Origin of the sequence: Lentzea sokolovensis (assembly GCF_033949975.1) — a bacterium.
Taxonomy (GTDB): Bacteria; Actinomycetota; Actinomycetes; order Mycobacteriales; family Pseudonocardiaceae; genus Lentzea; species Lentzea sokolovensis.
Genome location: NZ_JAXAVU010000004.1, coordinates 735,514 through 749,900, shown reverse-complemented (window position 1 = coordinate 749,900; position 14,387 = coordinate 735,514). Strand labels below are relative to the sequence as shown.

At 68.4% G+C, this 14,387-nt stretch carries 14 protein-coding genes; 11 read left to right on the top strand and 3 right to left on the bottom strand.

Features of this window, described 5'->3' with window-relative positions:
• Positions 1-38: 38 nt before the first annotated feature.
• A complete protein-coding gene (locus SK854_RS08975; protein ID WP_319974540.1) occupies positions 39-803 on the bottom strand; it encodes a GntR family transcriptional regulator in 765 nt (254 codons plus the stop codon).
• A 179-nt stretch (positions 804-982) separates the two neighbouring features.
• On the opposite strand from SK854_RS08975, the gene SK854_RS08970 reads away from it, so the two are divergent.
• From SK854_RS08970 to SK854_RS08950, 5 genes are read left to right on the top strand one after another with little or no spacing between them, the layout of a single operon-like run.
• Positions 983-2,221, top strand: a complete 1,239-nt coding sequence (locus SK854_RS08970) for an extracellular solute-binding protein (protein ID WP_319974539.1) — start codon at positions 983-985, stop codon at positions 2,219-2,221.
• Positions 2,218-3,162: a carbohydrate ABC transporter permease gene (locus SK854_RS08965; protein ID WP_319974538.1), complete on the top strand. Its 945-nt coding sequence runs from the start codon at positions 2,218-2,220 to the stop codon at positions 3,160-3,162. The genes SK854_RS08970 and SK854_RS08965 overlap by 4 nt, the downstream gene beginning before the upstream one ends.
• Entirely contained in the window at positions 3,159-3,980 is an 822-nt protein-coding gene (locus SK854_RS08960) for a carbohydrate ABC transporter permease (RefSeq protein ID WP_319974537.1), read from the top strand. The genes SK854_RS08965 and SK854_RS08960 overlap by 4 nt, the downstream gene beginning before the upstream one ends.
• Positions 3,977-5,398 (top strand): beta-N-acetylhexosaminidase, encoded by a 1,422-nt coding sequence (locus SK854_RS08955; protein WP_319974536.1) that lies wholly within the window; start codon positions 3,977-3,979, stop codon positions 5,396-5,398. Before SK854_RS08960 ends, SK854_RS08955 begins: the two co-directional genes overlap by 4 nt.
• The gene (locus SK854_RS08950; protein WP_319974535.1) at positions 5,383-6,750 is read left to right on the top strand and encodes a cellulose binding domain-containing protein; all 1,368 of its coding nucleotides are present in this window, start codon (positions 5,383-5,385) and stop codon (positions 6,748-6,750) included. Before SK854_RS08955 ends, SK854_RS08950 begins: the two co-directional genes overlap by 16 nt.
• Positions 6,751-6,793: 43 nt before the next feature.
• On the opposite strand, the gene SK854_RS08945 is transcribed toward SK854_RS08950, so the two are convergent.
• Both SK854_RS08945 and kstR read right to left on the bottom strand, forming a co-directional pair.
• A complete protein-coding gene (locus SK854_RS08945; protein ID WP_319974534.1) occupies positions 6,794-7,195 on the bottom strand; it encodes a hypothetical protein in 402 nt (133 codons plus the stop codon).
• A gap of 77 nt (positions 7,196-7,272) precedes the next feature.
• The gene (gene kstR, locus SK854_RS08940) at positions 7,273-7,848 is read right to left on the bottom strand and encodes a cholesterol catabolism transcriptional regulator KstR (protein ID WP_245821835.1); all 576 of its coding nucleotides are present in this window, start codon (positions 7,846-7,848) and stop codon (positions 7,273-7,275) included.
• A gap of 159 nt (positions 7,849-8,007) precedes the next feature.
• Between kstR and SK854_RS08935 the strand changes: the two genes are divergently transcribed.
• Genes SK854_RS08935 through SK854_RS08910 form a run of 6 tightly spaced genes read left to right on the top strand, consistent with a single transcriptional unit; the run spans position 8,008 to position 14,384 of the window.
• Positions 8,008-9,909 carry an acyl-CoA dehydrogenase family protein gene (locus SK854_RS08935; protein WP_319974533.1) on the top strand — a complete coding sequence of 634 codons (1,902 nt, stop codon included), beginning with the start codon at positions 8,008-8,010 and terminating at the stop codon, positions 9,907-9,909.
• A complete protein-coding gene (locus tag SK854_RS08930) occupies positions 9,909-10,871 on the top strand; it encodes an acyl-CoA dehydrogenase family protein (RefSeq protein ID WP_319974532.1) in 963 nt (320 codons plus the stop codon). Before SK854_RS08935 ends, SK854_RS08930 begins: the two co-directional genes overlap by 1 nt.
• Positions 10,861-11,988 (top strand): acyl-CoA dehydrogenase family protein, encoded by a 1,128-nt coding sequence (locus tag SK854_RS08925; RefSeq protein ID WP_319974531.1) that lies wholly within the window; start codon positions 10,861-10,863, stop codon positions 11,986-11,988. Before SK854_RS08930 ends, SK854_RS08925 begins: the two co-directional genes overlap by 11 nt.
• Positions 11,988-12,872: a bifunctional MaoC family dehydratase N-terminal/OB-fold nucleic acid binding domain-containing protein gene (locus tag SK854_RS08920; RefSeq protein WP_319974902.1), complete on the top strand. Its 885-nt coding sequence runs from the start codon at positions 11,988-11,990 to the stop codon at positions 12,870-12,872. Before SK854_RS08925 ends, SK854_RS08920 begins: the two co-directional genes overlap by 1 nt.
• Positions 12,859-13,242, top strand: a complete 384-nt coding sequence (locus tag SK854_RS08915; protein WP_030481674.1) for a MaoC family dehydratase — start codon at positions 12,859-12,861, stop codon at positions 13,240-13,242. Before SK854_RS08920 ends, SK854_RS08915 begins: the two co-directional genes overlap by 14 nt.
• Complete coding sequence (locus SK854_RS08910) at positions 13,239-14,384, top strand: lipid-transfer protein (protein WP_319974530.1); 1,146 nt, start codon at positions 13,239-13,241, stop codon at positions 14,382-14,384. The genes SK854_RS08915 and SK854_RS08910 overlap by 4 nt, the downstream gene beginning before the upstream one ends.
• Positions 14,385-14,387: the final 3 nt, after the last annotated feature.

The following is a 14,387-nucleotide window of genomic DNA, read 5'->3' as shown; positions in this document are numbered from 1 at the left end:
CTGCACGTGATCTCACGTCGTGCCGAGGCAGTCCGGTGTTACTGGAACAGGTCGTTCCCGACCTTCGCCTGAACATCCACGGTGTTGCGCGGCGAAGCCCCGAGCGTCAACCGCGACACGATCCGATACCGGTCCCCCCGATAGATCGAGTGCACGTACTCCACTTGCCGCCCTTCGGCATCGGTGGTCAGGCGCTCGAACAGCAGAGCGGGCGCGAACACCGGTACACCGAGCAGAGCGGCCTCGGACTCGTTGACCACTGTCGGCTCGATCGACTGCACAGCCTCGGAAACGTGGACGCCGTGCTCGCGCAGCCGTTCGTAGAAGTCGCCGGACTCCATGTCGTGCAACGTCAACGAGGGCGCGATCAGTGCGGGCACGTGCAGGTACTCCAACGCCATCGGCTCGCCGTCGACCAGGCGCAGGCGGGCGATGTAGTGGATGTCGGCGGCGGGGGAGAGGTGCAGGCGGCGGCCCACTCGGGCGCCGGCCGGGATGCGGGCGTGTTCGAGCACCCGGGACGACCACGTGCCGCCTGCCTGGGGCAGGGACATGGATCCGGTGTCGGAGACCATCTCCTGGGTGATCTTGGCGCGTGCCACGAAGGTGCCCCGGCCGTGCTGGCGGACGAGCAGGCCGGTGTTGACCAGTTCCTCCACGGCGGAGCGGACAGTGGGGCGCGAGACCGAGAGTTGCTGGCACAGCACGCGTTCGGCGGGGATCGGGGCGCCCGCGGGGTGGGTCTCGATGAGCTCGAGCAGGTAGTCGCGGACCTGCTCGCGCTTGAGGATCGCTTCGGCCATGCCCCTCCGCTCGGTCGGCGGCCAGTATGGCATACCACTGGTAAGTAACCAGCCTGTTGAAGATCGGGAGCGCTCTCACGCAGCCAACCAGGGGATTGACCTGAGAAGTGGTCTATGCCACTTTCTACCCACTCCCATCGGACCTGACCAATTGGTCACATCCCAGCGAGAGGTGAGTCGTGTCGCGCTCCGCTGCCTTGTTAGTCCTGGCGCTCACGTTGTCGGCCTGCGGTACGTCCGCGGGCGGCGGCGGTGGGAAGCAGGAGATCACCGTGTGGCTCATGAAGGACACGGCCACCGAGGAGTTCGTGTCGAAGTTCGAGAGCGAGTTCGAACGTGATCACGCCGATCTCGATCTGAAGATCCAGATTCAGGAGTGGAACGGCATCACGCAGAAGGTGACCAGTGCCTTGGCCAGCACTGATCCGCCGGACGTGATCGAGGTCGGCAACACCCAGGTCGCCCAGTACGTGGCCAGCAAGGGCGTCACGGACCTGTCCGCCAAGAAGAGCGAGCTTCAGGGCGACGACTGGATTCCTGGCCTGAGCGAACCGGGTGCGGTGGACGGCAAGCAGTTCGGCGTCCCGTTCTACGCGGCCAACCGGGTCGTCATCTACCGCAAGGACCTGTTCGAGGCCGCCCAGGTCACGCCGCCCAAGACCCGCGAGGAGTGGCTCACCGCCACGGCCAAGCTCGACCAGGGCGACCAGCAGGGGATCTACCTGCCCGGCCAGAACTGGTACACGTTGTCGGGCTTCGTCTGGGACGAGGGCGGCGACCTCGCCAAGCAGAGCGGCGACAAGTGGAGCGGCTCGCTGAACACGCCGCAGGCGTTGGCGGGCATGGACTTCTACAAGAAGCTCCAGGCGCTCGGCGACGGGCCGAAGGACTCCGACGAAGCCAAGCCGCAGCAGACGGACGTGGTCGCGGGCGGCAAGGTCGCGCAGTTCATCGCGGTGCCCGGTGCGGCGAAGCTCGTCACGAAGGCCAACCCGGAGCTCGAAGGCAAGATCGGCTTCTTCCCGATCCCCGGCAAGACCGCGGACAAGCCCGGCGCGGTGTTCACCGGCGGCTCCGACCTCATCATCCCGATGGCGTCGAGCAGGCAGGACGGCGCGTACGAGGTCGTCAAGGCGCTCGCCGGCGAGAAGTGGCAGGTCGAGCTCGCGAAGGCGATGAACTACGTGCCGAACCGCAAGTCGCTCGCGCAGGCGGTGGGCGGCGATCCCGGCACGGCGGCGATGGCGCAGGGCGCTGCCAACGGGCACGCCACCCCGAACTCGCCGAACTGGGCGGCGGTCGAGGCCCGCAACCCGATCAAGGAGTTCCAGACCGCGGTCCTGACCGGCGCCGATCCCGCGGCAGCGGCCAAGACCGCCGACGAAGTGATCACCCAAGCGCTCAACTCGGGCAAATGACGCTCCTGGCTGAAAGGCCGGTGCGGGAGACCGCGCCGGCCGCCCCGAAGCGCCGCAAACGTCCGGTGCTGCCGTACCTGTTGATCGCGCCCACCCTGATCACCACCGCCTACCTGCTGGTGTACCCGCTGATCCGCAACGTGATCATCTCGCTGCAGGAGTTCGGGCTGCCGCAGCTCGTGCGCGGCGACGCGAAGTTCGTGGGTCTCGCGAACTACGTGAAGGTGCTGTCCGATCCCGAGTTCTGGGGCGTGGTCAAGCGCACGCTCTGGTTCACCGCGATCAACGTCGTGCTCATCATGGTTCTGTCCACTTTGGTCGCCCTGTTGCTCGTCAAGCTCGGGAAGTGGTTGCGCCTGCTGGTGATGGGCGGGCTCGTGCTCACCTGGGCGACGCCGATCATCGCGGCGACCACGGTGTTCCAGTGGCTCTTCCAGTCCAGGCTCGGCGTCGTGAACTGGGCGCTGGTCGCGCTGGGCTTCGACGAGTACCGCGACTACACCTGGTTCGCGAACGGCGAGGCGACGTTCGGCATCCTCATCACGCTGATCGTCTGGCAGTCGATCCCGTTCGCCGCGCTGTCGCTGTACGCGGCGATGATCACCGTCCCGCAGGAGCTGTACGAGGCCGCGCGCATCGACGGCGCGGGCGCGTGGCGGGTGTTCTCGACCATCACCTTTCCCATGCTGCGCGCCATGTTCGGGCTGATCACGTGCCTGGAGGTGATCTGGGTCGTCAAGGCGTTCGTGCAGATCTGGGTGATCAGCCAGGGCGGTCCCGGCCAGGCCACGACGACGCTGCCGGTCTACGCCTTCCAGGTCGCGCAGTCGTTGCAGCGCTACGACCTGGGCGCGGCCGTGTCGATGCTCATGGTGGTGCTGCTCGTGCTCGCACTGCTGGCGTACTTCCGCCAGCTCTACCGGCAGGAGCGGGACGCATGATCGGACGGATCTCCCGGATCACGGCGGCGTTGACGGTCTTCGTGATCTCGGTCTTCCCCGTGTACTGGATGGTGCTCACGGCCTTCAAGCCCACCAAGGACATCCAGAGCGCGACACCGACGTTCCTGCCGCTGCCGATCACGTTCGACCACTTCGGCACGGCGATCGCCGCGAAGGGGTTCTTCTCGTTCTGGCGCAACAGTCTCCTGGTGGCGGGCGGCGCGGTGGTCCTGGCGTTGCTGGTGGCCCTGCTCGCGGCGTTCGCGATCGCGCGGTTGCAGTGGAAAGGCCGCAGGGCGTTCGTGCTGATGGTGTTCGTCGCGCAGATGACGCCGTGGGAGGCGCTGCTCATCCCGATCTACGTGATCGCCAGGGACACCGGCATGCTCGACACGCTGTGGATCCTCACGCTGGTCTACTTCATGATGACGCTGCCGTTCACCATCGTGACGTTGCGCGGGTTCCTCGCCGCCATCCCGGTGGACCTGGAGGAGGCGGCGCAGGTCGACGGCTGCACGCGCGAGCAGGCGTTCCGCAAGGTCGTGTTCCCCCTGCTGGCGCCGGGTCTGCTCGCGACGTCGCTGTTCGGGTTCATCACCGCGTGGAACGAGTTCGCCTTCGCCAACGTGCTGATCATCAAGAATCAGGACGACCGCACGCTGCCGGTCTGGCTGTCCTCGTTCAACAACACCTTCGGCACCGACTGGGGAGCCACGATGGCGGCCTCGACGCTGTTCATGCTGCCGGTGCTGCTGATCTTCGTCGTGTTGCAGGGCCGGGTGACCACCGGCATCGTCGGAGGGGCGGTGAAGGGGTGATCGTTCCACTCCCGACCAGGATCGTGCGGCGTAGCAAGGGGTTCACGCTGGACTGCGGCACGAGCGTGCGCGTCACGCCCGGCGCCGAGCCCGTGGCCAGGCTCCTGCGCTCGCTCCTCAGGCCCGCCACGGGACTGCCGTTGCCGATCGCGGACCACGGCCAGATCGTCATCGCGCTGGATGCCAAGCTCGTCGGACTCGGCGCGGAAGGGTACGCGCTGACCGTCAACGAACACGGCGTCCTGCTGCGCGCGGGAACCAGAGAAGGCCTGACGCACGGAGTCCAGACGATCCGCCAGCTCCTGCCGGTCGAAGCGCTGAAGCCGTCCCGGGCGTCCGAAGTGGACTGGACGCTGCCGGGCGTCGACATCCGCGACGTGCCCAGGCTGCCGTGGCGCGGGTTCATGCTCGACGTCGCCAGGCACTTCCAGCCGGTGCACGTGCTGCGCAGGTTCATCGACCTGATGGCGTTCCACAAGCTCAACGTCCTGCACCTGCACCTGACCGACGACCAGGGCTGGCGCATGCCCGTGCCCGCCCACCCGTTGCTGACCTCGATCGGCGGCTGGCGCACCGAGACGAACGGTGACGGCGTCCCGCACGGCGGCACCTACACCCGTGCCGAGTTGGAGAGCCTGGTGGCGTTCGCCGCCGAGCGCGGCGTCCGGGTCATGCCGGAGATCGAGATGCCCGGCCACGCCCGTGCGGCACTGGCTGCCTATCCCGATCTGGCTGCCTATCCCGACCTCGGCGTCGTCCCGGAGCCGCTGCCCGTCTGGACGCGCTGGGGCATCAGCGACGCGGCGTTCGGTCTGCACGCGATGGGCTTCGTCCGCGAGGTCCTGGCGGAGGTGCTGGAGGTGTTCCCCTGCGAGCACGTCCACCTCGGCGGCGACGAATGCCTGCTGCCGGAGGACGTGCACGGCCAGTTCCTCCGCCAGGCGAGCAAGTACCTGCTCGACCGCGGCCGCGTCCCGGCCGCCTGGGAACCGACGGGCGACCCACGTTCCGTCGTCATGCCTTGGAAGGACGAAACCCAGGCAGCCACAGCGCTGGAGCAAGGCCGGCCCGTCGTGATGGCCCCGCACACCTCCACCTACCTCGACTACCCGCAGTCGGACGCCCCGCACGAACCGCCCGGCCAGCCCGGGTACGTCGTGACCGCCCGCGACGTCTACCACGTGCCGCTGCCCGACGGCGTGCTCGGCGCCCAGTGCCAGCTGTGGACCGAGCACGCCCGTTCCCGTGACCACCTGGAATACCTGGCATTTCCCCGTCTTGCCGCGCTGGCCGACACCCTCTGGTCCCAGCGCCCCGAGTGGGAGGGCTTCACCACCAGGATGCGCCTCCACTCGTCAAGGCTCGCCGCCCTGTCCATCCCTGCCGAAATGAGGAGAGAACGTTGCGAGCACTCCTAGCCGCGTCCTGCGCGGCCCTGGCGGTGGCAGCACTGGCCGTGGCGCCCAGCGCGTTCGCCGCCGACGCGATCACCGCCCAGTACCGGACCAGCGCGTCCGGTGCGACGACCGACCAGGCCGAACCGTGGTTCAAACTGGTCAACTCGGGTACCACGAGCGTGCCGCTGTCCGACCTCAAGGTCCGCTACTACTTCAAGAGCGACACCCCGGACGTCGGCTACCGGTTCGCCTGCTCGTGGGCCGTGCGCGGCTGCGGCAACGTGACCGGCCAGTTCGGCACCCTGACCGGCGGTCCGGCCGACCGCTACCTGGAGGTCGGCTTCACCTCCGGCGCCGGCACGCTGAACCCCGGCGCCGACTCCGGAGATCTCCAACTCCGCTTCTACCGCACCAACTGGGGCCCGATCTCCCAGTCCGACGACTACTCGTTCCGCGGTGAGAGCACTTACTCGGCGTGGAACCGCGTCACGGTCTATCGCGGCAGCACGCTGCTGTGGGGCACCCCGCCCGGTGGCAGCCCGCCCACCACCACGACGACCACGACGACGCCGTCGAACCCCAACGGCCCCAAGATGTTCGACGACTTCGCCTACACCAACTCGGGCGACTCGCGGATCAGCCAGCGCGGCTGGACCGTCCGCTCGGGCGGTGGCGGCCCCGGTGTGCCGGGCGCGACCTGGGACCCGTCGCGCATCACGTTCCCGACCGTCGACGGCCAGCAGGTCATGCGTCTCGACTCGTGGAACAACGGTTCCGCCGCCAGGCAGACCGAGCTGTACCACCAGCGGAAGTTCTTCGAGGGCACCTACGCGTCACGCGTGAAGTTCAGCGACGCGCCCGTTTTCGGCCCGGACGGTGACCACGTCGTGCAGACGTTCTTCACCATCACCCCGCTCGACGCGCCGATGGCACCGAACTACGGCGAGATCGACTTCGAGTACCTGCCCAACGGCGGGTGGGGCGAACCGGCCAACGTCATGTACGAGACCACCTGGGAGACCTACCAGAACGAGCCGTGGGTCGCCGACAACATCCACAACGAGCAGCGCGTCAGCTACAACGGCTGGCACGACCTCGTTTTCCAGGTGGCGAACGGCCGCGTGAAGTACTACATCGACGGCAACCTGGTCGCCGACCACGGCGACAAGTACTACCCGGAGACGCCGATGTCGATCAACTTCAACCTCTGGTTCATCTCGGGCGGCCTGCAGGGCAGCAGTGCCGAACGCGCCTACCAGCAGGAGGTCGACTACGTGTACTTCGCCAAGGACCAGGTGCTCAGCCCGGCCCAGGTGAAGACGGCGGTGCAGGACTACCGCACCGCGGGCGTCGCGCACGTCGACAACGTGTGACCCCTGGCGGGCGTCCCGGACTCCCGGGGCGCCCGCTCACCGCTCAGGACGCGGTCACGGCCTCGCAGCTGACCTTCTGGCCGGCCGACGCCGTCGCGGTCGCGAGCTCCTTGACCCCGTCGAGCAGGATGCGGCACGTCAGCACCTGGTCGCCCTTGGGCGTGGCGGTGACCTGCGCCTTCTCGCCGGCGTTGATCACGACCTCGGACGTCCACGGCAGCGGCTTCGAGACGCTGACGTTCTGCGGCGTCTCCTTGCGGTAGCGGGTGGGCGACTCGGTGTACGTCACGTCCACGAGCGACTCGGCGGGCTGGGACGAGACCTCGTAGGTGATCGCCCAGGCCTTGCCGGTGAGCGTCGTCCAGCCGCCGAAGTGGTTCACCAGGGCAACGGTTCCGCCGCCGAGCACGGCCAGCACGACGAGGACCACCACGAGCGTCTTCATAGGACAGACGGTAGGGGTGAACGCCGTGCACCGGCATCGTTCGGCGGTGTGACTCGCGGGTCATCCCACGGGACGACTCACTTGAGCAGCAGGCGCACCGTGAGTTCGAGGCGGTTCGCGACGTCCGTGGCGGTGGCGCGGCGCGTGACCCAGGCGACCAGGTTCGACAGCCACACGTCGCCGATGACGCGGGCGATGGCCTTCTGCTCCTCGGTCGGCGCGTCGTCGCTCATGGCCTTGGTGAACATGCTCTCCATGAGCAGCGAGACCCGGTCGATCTCGGCGCCCGCGGAGGCGTCGGCGAACGTGAACGCGCGTGTCATCGCCTCGGTGAGGTGCGGGTTGCGCTGCAGGCCCCTGGTGATGCGGCCGAGCACGAACAGCACGCGCTCGTACGGGCTCTCGCCGGGGACGGTGGTGCGGTCCATCTTCTCCTGGGCGCGTTCCAGTTCCACCGCGAGGCTCGACACGAGCAGGTGGACCTTCGAGGGGAAGTAGCGGTACAACGTGCCCAGCGCGACGTCCGCGCGGTCGGCCACGGCGCGCATCTGGACGGCGTCGAACCCGCCCTTCGACGCCAGCGCGATGGTCGCGTCGACGATCCGCTTGCGACGCTCGCGCTGGGCGGCCGAGCTGAGCTCGTCGCCCGCCATGAGCGCGTCCGTGCGCGACTTCGAAGGTGACACGGAGATGATCCTCCTGGAACGTGTTGCAGCTGCCTTCGCATCATACTCGATCGGTTTCCCAGCCATGATCTGTTGCCGGAAATAGAACACGTTCTATAAACTTCTTCATGTACTGGAGGAGGCCGCATGCCGATCGCCACGACCGGGGAACAACGCGCCCTGCGCGACAGTGTGGACGCCGCCAAGGGTGAGTGGGCCGATCTCGTCAAGGTCGGGTTCTTCGAGGTGACGCGGGAGGGCGGCACGGTCGCCGATCTCGCGGTCATGCTGGAACGGGCGGCCGAGAACCTGGTGCCGGGGCCGTTGCTGCCCACGGCGCTCGTGTCGGTGCTGTTCCCGGACTTCGAGGGGATCGCCGGGTTCGGGTTCTCGTCCCGGCACGTGGCCGGTGCCGCCGAGGCGACGCACCTGTTGCTCAAAACGGACAGTTGGATGCTCGTGCCGGTCGAGCAGGTGTCGCTCACCGCACTGGAAGCCGTGGACCACTCACGTTCGCTGGGATCGGTGGTGGTCAACGAGCCCGGGCGGACCGTGGACGACCCGACCGACCTCGCGATGACGTTGATGGCCGCCGAGGCGAGCGGGGTCGCGGCGTGGTGCCTGAACACCGCTGTGGAGTACGCGAAACAGCGTCAGCAGTTCGGGCGTGTCATCGGGTCGTTCCAGGCCGTGAAGCACCTCTGCGTGGAGATGCTGTGCCGCGCCGAGCAGGCGTCGTCGGTGGCCTGGGACGCGGCGCGGTCGGTCGGCGAGGAGGAACACCCGCTGGCGGCGGCGGTCGCGGCGGCGGTGGCGTTCGACGCGGCCGTCCGCAACGCCAAGGACTGCATCCAGGTGCTCGGCGGCATCGGCTTCACCTGGGAGCACGACGCGCACCGCTACCTGCGGCGGGCGTTGGCGCTGCAGCAACTCGCGGGTGGTGTGGCTTTCTGGCGGCGACGGGTCGCCGAGCTGGCGCTGGCGGGAGCACGCCGGTCGCTCACCGTCCAGGTCGAGCCGGATCCGGAAGTGCGGAAGTTCGCGGAGGAGATCGCCGGACTCGACGCCGCCGCCCAACGGGAACGGCTGGCGGAGAGCGGCTTTCTCGTGCCGCACTGGCCCAGTCCGTACGGGCAGGACGCCGACCAGGCCAGGCAGATGGTCATCGACAGCGAGTTCGTCCGCGCCGGGGTGCGCAGGCCGGACCTGATCATCGGCGGCTGGGCGGGACCGACGATCCTCCGGCACGGCACGCCGGAGCAGCAGGAACGGTTCGTGCCACCGACGTTGAACGGCGAGCTGACCTGGTGCCAGCTGTTCAGCGAACCCGAGGCCGGCTCGGATCTGGCCTCGTTGCGCACCAAGGCCGTGCGCGTCGAGGGCGGCTGGAAGCTCACCGGGCAGAAGGTGTGGACGTCGCTCGCGCACCAGGCCGACTGGGCGATCTGCCTGGCCCGCACGGATTCCAGCGTCCCGAAGCACAAGGGCATCACGTACTTCCTGGTCGACATGCGCGCGACCGGGGTGGACGTGCGGCCGTTGCGGGAGATCACCGGCGACGCGCGGTTCAACGAGGTCTTCCTGGACGACGTGTTCGTGCCGGACGACTGCGTGGTCGGCGCGGTGAACGACGGCTGGCGGCTGGCCCGCACCACCCTCGCGAACGAACGCGTCGCGATGGGCTCGGCACTCGGCGAGCCTCTGGAACAGGTCCTGAAGTCACCTTCGGCTCCGGACCACGCAGAACGGCTGGGTGCCCTGGTGGCTCAGGGATTGGCGGTGTCCGTGCTGGACCTGCGGGCGAGCCTGCGGGTGCTGAGCGGACAGGAGCCGGGCGCGGAGTCCAGCGTGCGCAAGCTGGCCGGGGTGCGGCAACGGCAGGACGTCGCCGAGTTCGCGGTCGAGCTGCTCGGTCCGGACGCCGCGGCCGAAGGTGAGCTGATCTACGAGTTCCTGCTCACGAGGTGCCTGAGCATCGCGGGCGGAACGACGCAAGTGCTGATGAACCTGGCAGGCGAGCGAATTCTCGGTCTACCGAGGGAGCCCTGATGGATTTCCAGCTCGACGAGACCCAGCGCGAGATCGCCACCCTGGCGGCCGACGTGCTGGGCAGGGAGAGCGCGACCCCCTGGAAAGCCCTGGGGGAGGCGGGACTGCTGGCCCTGGCCGTTCCGGAACGGCTCGGTGGCGACGGGCTCGGCGTGCTGGAGACGGCCGTGCTGCTCACCGAGGTCGGCCGGCGGGCGGTGGACGTCCCGGCGCTGGCCACGCTCGCGCTGGGCGTGTTGCCGATCGTCCGTTACGGCACCCCCGAGCAGCAGGACGCCTTGCTGCCGTTGGTGACCGAACAGCACGGCGTGCTGACAGCGGCGTTGAGCGAACCATCGAGACCTCTTCCTTCCGCGCCGGAAACCACGGCAGGGCCGGACGGCATCTCCGGCGTGAAGATCAACGTGCCGTACGCCGCCGAGGCGCGACGAATCCTCGTCAGCACGAACAACGGAATCTTCGTCGTCGATCCGGCGCAGCCCGGTGTGTCCACATCGGACGGAACTGTGCGTTTCGACGGCGCTCGAGGTGAACTGCTGGAAGGCGCGGAGGAGGGCATCCACCGGTTCGCACTGGCCGGAGCGGTGGCGATGGCCGACGGCGTCCTGGCCGGAGCCCTCGACCTCACCGTCAAGCACGTCGGCACCCGGCACCAGTTCGGCAAGCCCCTCGCCACCTTCCAGACAGCGGCGTGCCTGGTCGCGGACGTCTACATCGCCTCCCGCACCCTGCACCTCGCCGCGCTGACCGCCGCCTGGAGCCTCGACGACAACGACCTCGACACAGCCGCGTACTGGTTGGCCGCGGAAGCCCTGCCGGCCGTGCACACCTGCCATCACCTGCACGGCGGCCTCGGGCTCGACATCACCTACCCGATGCACCGCTACTACGGCATGGCCAAGGAGCTGACGCGGTTGGTCGGCGGAGTGGAGCACCGCTTGGGAGCCATCGATGTTCATTGACCTCACCGCCGAGCAACTCAAGCTGCGCGACGAGCTCCGCGAGTACTTCGCGACCGTCATGTCCGACGCCGAACGCGAGGCGATGCTGACCGAACGGCACGGCGCCACCTATCGCGAGCTGGTCAGAAGACTCGGCCGCGACGGCAGGCTCGGCGTCGGCTGGCCGAAGGAGTACGGCGGGCTGGGGTTCGGGCCGATCGAGCAGCAGATCTTCGTCAACGAGGCCGCTCGCGCGGACGTCCCGCTGCCGTACGTGACGCTGCAGACCGTCGGCCCGACCCTCCAGACGTACGGAACCCAGGAACAGAAGGACTTCTTCCTGCCCAGGATCCTCAGCGGCGACCTCCACTTCGCCATCGGCTACACCGAACCGGACGCCGGCACCGACCTGGCCGCGTTGCGCACCAAGGCGATCCGTGAAGGCGATCACTACGTCGTCAACGGGCAGAAGACGTTCACGACGGGTGGCCACGACGCCGACTACGTGTGGCTGGCCTGCCGCACCGGAGCAGCGGACTCGCGGCACAAGGGCATCACGATCCTGATCGTCGACACCACCGACCCCGGCTACTCGTGGACGCCGATCATCACCTGCGACGGCGCCCACCACGTCAACGCCACCTACTACAACGACGTCCGCGTGCCGGAGAACCGCAGGGTCGGTGAGGAGAACAAGGGCTGGCGGCTCATCACCACCCAGCTCAACCACGAGCGCGTGATGCTCGGCCCGTCCGGCCGGCTCGGCGCGCTGGTCGAACGGGTCCACGGCTGGGCCTCGGAACGTCGGCTCCTGGACGAACCGGACGTGCGGCGGGCACTCGCCGAGGCACGGGCGGTCCACCGCGTGAACGAGCTGCTCAACTGGCAGGTCGCCGGCGGTGAGCTGGAGGTCGCGGACGCGAGTGCCACCAAGGTGTTCGCCGCGGACAGGACCCAGCGCATCGGCCGCCTGCTCGAAGAGCTGGTCGGACGCCATGGCGCCGACGCGGAACTGGTGCGCTGGCTGGACGTGCAGGCGCGGCGCAACCTCGTGCTGACGTTCGGCGGGGGAGTGCAGGAGATCCAGCGCGAGCTGATCGCGAACATCGGGCTCGGACTACCGCGGGTGGTGCGATGATCGACATCGAGAAGGAAGCCGCCCGCATCGCCGAACAGGGCGAGTGCGCGCCGCGACTGGCCCGCGACCCGGTCAACCAACCGATGATCAACAACTGGCTGGAGGCCTTCGGCGACGAACACCCCGGCTACACAGGGACGGCGCCGCCCGCGATGGTCCAGGTCTGGACGATGGCGGGACTGCACGGCCAGCGCACCCTGGACGACCCGCTCGGCGCGATGATGACGATCCTGGACGAGGCCGGCTACACCTCGGTCGTCGCGACCAACAGCGACCAGACCTACCACCGGTATCTGAAGGTCGGCGAGCACCTGTCGGTGACGACGAGCCTGGAGGACGTGACCGGGCCGAAGAAGACCGGGCTCGGCGAGGGCTGGTTCGTGACGACCAGGAGCACGTGGTGGGTCGGCGACGAGGCCGTGGCGGAGATGCGGTTCCGGGTGCTGAAGTTCAAGCCGGCGCAGAAGCCCGAACCTCGGCGGGAAACGCCGAAGGCTCAGGCGATTCGACCTTCCGTCAATCGCGACACCGAGTACTTCTGGGAAGGCACCCGGCAGGGCGAACTCCGCATCCAGCGGTGCGGCGGTTGCGGCCTCCTGCGCCACCCACCAGGCCCGATGTGCCCGGAATGCGGTGCCACGAAGCCGAAGTACCTCGTCTCGGAGGGCTACGGCGTGGTTTACAGCTACGTCGTGCACCACCACCCGCAGGTGCCCGGCAAGCAGACCCCGTTCGTCATCGCCCTGGTCGAACTGGACGAGGGCGTGCGGATGCTGGGCGAACTGGAGGGCGAGCCCAGCGTCGGGCAACGGGTCGAGGTCGTGTTCACCAAGGTCGACGACGACCTGACGATGCCGAGCTGGAGGCCCCGTGCGGATCGGTGATTCCCTGCCCGAGTGGCACGTCGAGGCCACGCCGACGTTCGTGATCAGCACCGCGCTGGCCACCCGCGACTTCCAGGACGTGCATCACGACCGCGACCTGGCGATCCAGCGCGGCTCGAAGGACATCTTCATCAACATCCTCACCACCACCGGACTCGTGCAGCGCTACGTCACGGACTGGGCAGGCCCGGAAGTGCTCGTACGGCAGGTCAACATCAAGCTCGGCGCGCCCTGCTTCGCCTACGACACGCTGAAGTTCTTCGGCCAGGTCATCGAACGCGAGCAGCAGGACCTGACCATCGAGGTCGTCGGCCGGACCGCGCACGGCGACCACGTCACCGGAACCGTGAAGATCGAGGTGCCCGCGTGAACGCCGCGATCGTCGGAATCGGCGCGACCGACTTCTCCAAGGACTCCGGCCGCAGCGAACTCCAGCTGGCGGCCGAAGCTGTGAGAGCGGCGCTCGAAGACGCCGACCTCCAACCGTCCGATGTGGACGGCCTGGTCAGCTTCACCATGGACACCAACGCCGAGATCGCGGTCGCCCGTGAACTCGGCGTCCCGGAGCTGACGTTCTTCAGTCGCGTCCACTACGGCGGCGGGGCGGCGTGCGCGACGGTGCAGCAGGCCGCGATGGCCGTCGAGACCGGCGCGGCGAAGGTCGTCGTCTGCTATCGGGCGTTCAACGAACGCTCCGGGCACCGGTTCGGGCAGGTGCAAACCGCAGCGGCGGCCAACATCGACAACAGCTGGTCCTACCCGATGGGCCTGGGCACCCCTGCCGCGATGGTGGCGATGTTCGCCCGCCGGTACATGCACGAGTACGGCGCCACGAGTGAGGACTTCGGGCGGATCGCGGTGATCGACCGCAAGCACGCCGCCACGAACCCGCACGCCTGGTTCCACGACCGGCCGATCACCCTGGACGACCACCAGTCGTCGCGCTGGATCGCCGAACCGCTCAGGCTCCTGGACTGCTGCCAGGAGAGCGACGGCGGAGTCGCACTGGTCGTCACCTCGGCCGAACGAGCCCGTGACCTGCCGAACAAGCCCGCGCACGTCAAGGCGGCGACGCAGGGCAGCGGCGTGGACCAGTTCACGATGACGAGCTACTACCGCGACGACCTGACCAGGCTGCCCGAGATGGGCGTCGTGGCGCGGGGGTTGTGGGAGAAGTCGGGCATCGGTCCGTCCGATGTGGACGTCGCCGTGCTCTACGACCACTTCACGCCGTTCGTCCTGGTCCAGCTCGAAGAGTTGGGCTTCTGCGGACGCGGCGAGGCCAAGGACTTCATCAGGTCCGGAGCGCTCGAACTGGACGGGACGCTCCCGCTCAACCCGCACGGCGGCCAGCTCGGCGAGGCCTACCTGCACGGCATGAACGGCATCGCCGAGGGCGTCCGTCAGGTGCGCGGCACCGCGGTGAACCAGGTCTCCAAGACGGACCACGTCCTGGTCACCGCAGGCACCGGCGTCCCGACGAGCGGTCTGATCCTCGGCAAGGAGGCCTGAACT